The sequence below is a fragment of the Bartonella sp. MU37NMGALS genome, assembly GCF_042194015.1.
Lineage (GTDB): Bacteria > Pseudomonadota > Alphaproteobacteria > Rhizobiales > Rhizobiaceae > Bartonella > Bartonella grahamii.
This window is the reverse complement of sequence record NZ_JBHIML010000066.1, coordinates 1-1,866: the sequence shown is the minus strand read 5'-3', so window position 1 is coordinate 1,866 and position 1,866 is coordinate 1. Positions and strand designations below refer to the sequence as shown.

Below are 1,866 nucleotides of genomic sequence, written 5' to 3'. Positions count from 1 at the left end.
ATTATGCTATTGAGGATGTTCGCAAGGAAGCAAGACAAGCTGCAGCGATTGGTTTGGCTGTCTCTAACTTACGTTACAATGATGCACCAGGAAAGTTGAGTGTTGCACTTGGTAGTGGTATATGGATCAATCAGTCTGCATTTGCTGTTGGTGCTGGTTATACCTCTGAAGATGGAAAAATCCGTTCTAGTCTATCTGTTACAACTGCTGGGGGGCGCTGGGGAGCAGGCGTAGGACTAAGCTTAACGCTAAATTAACAATAAAAATAAAATATTTCAACAAACACCCCTTTGCCCTTGCTTTTATGAAGCGGGGGCAAAATTTTTTAAGCATACAAACACAATACAAACCTAAGTCCTATAATCAAAAAACCTCTTGGCAACTGTTGTAAAAAAGCGATATTTTTTTCTTGATATTCTACAAATATGTTTTATAAGTAACAAAATCTGTTGCGAGTAAGACTCATTCTGATAAAATGAATTTTAAAGGGGGAGGTAAGTGATGCGCGAAGATAAAAAGCACACGGCAAATTTATGTATATCACTGTATAATACCAAAAAAGAGATGATTTAAGAAAAGCAATTATTCAATAAATTTCAAAAATCTTAGATATCACAATTTAAGTTAGGCAAAAAATAACCCATCGATCACCATTAGACTCTAAATGTGTCATAACTACGTCTAAAAATATACATTTAGATCTCATTATATCAAACATACACAGTACAAAGGCTCAAAATCAAACTCATTTCAAACTCTTATTGCTAAAATGTGTTTTTTTTGCGTCATCAAGTGTGTTTCTAAAGTTTTTTTTGGGGGAATCCATTATGAAAAAAATACATGCCACACAAGTAGCGAGTAAATTAAAACTTTCTCGTTTTTCTTTTGTTAAAGTTCTTTCGTTGGCTACAGCGGTTACATTTTTATCGAATGTTACACCTGTTTTTTCAGCAAATCCTGATTTTAGGAACACCTTTCTTGAAGGTGTAAAAAGTGCTGGTGTGTCTTATCCACAAAACATCATCCCTGTTGCTGGTTTGAATGCGTCTCCTGTTTCAAAAGACAATTATTTAACAGTGCTCAAAAAAGCAGGAGTAGAAGAGATTAATGCTTCTAGTAACTATGCAAATTTTCTAAACAAAACTTTTTTGGATAAAAGTAATGAGAGTTCTTTTACTATACCTGCTTTAGAGAGCACTTATAAGTCTGTTGGATTTGATAATGATGCAACAACATTTAATATGAGTCCACTGACTAGAAGTACTAGAAATGGCGGGATTAACATCGGCACTAATACTGTGGCAATAGGTAATAGTGCGAAAACAGTGATGCAACATGGCGTTGCTATTGGTTACAATGCAACCGAGACAAATGAGGTTAGAGGGACGGCTATTGGTTCTAATGCGAAGGTGACCAAGAGTGGTGGGATTGCTTTAGGTGCTGATAGTGAAGCTTTTATAGGCAGTGGTATTAATGCATATAGGCCATTAGGCGTTTTGGTAGAGCCGGGGGCAAATTTGCATGCTTGGATCAGCTCTGAAGGAGCGCTTAGTATTGGTAGCATAGAAAAGGGAAAAACACGACAAATTGTAGGCGTTGCAGGTGGTACTGAAGATACTGATGCAGTAAATGTAGCGCAGTTGAAAGCATTAGAAAAGAATGCCGGAAGTTGGAAACTCTCTGTTTCTGGAGCGAATACTACAACGGTTGAATCGAATAAATTAGTAGATTTAGCTGCTGCAAGTAATAACATAAAGGTTACAAAAGGCGATAAGGACAATAAGGTACAATTTGATTTGGCACAAGATGTTGCATTAACGAGCTTAAAGGCAGGCACAAATACCCTAGATGCAACAGGTTTAGTTA

General features: G+C 36.7%; 1 protein-coding gene and 1 pseudogene. Both read left to right on the top strand.

Annotated features, from left to right (window positions below):
• Window positions 1-257 (top strand): YadA-like family protein (locus tag ACFIJP_RS08940; RefSeq protein WP_375627047.1); only part of this gene is annotated, 257 nt, incomplete at its 5' end.
• Window positions 258-827: 570 nt separating this feature from the next.
• Window positions 828-1,866 (top strand): annotated as a pseudogene (locus ACFIJP_RS08935) (hypothetical protein); the annotation flags it as partial.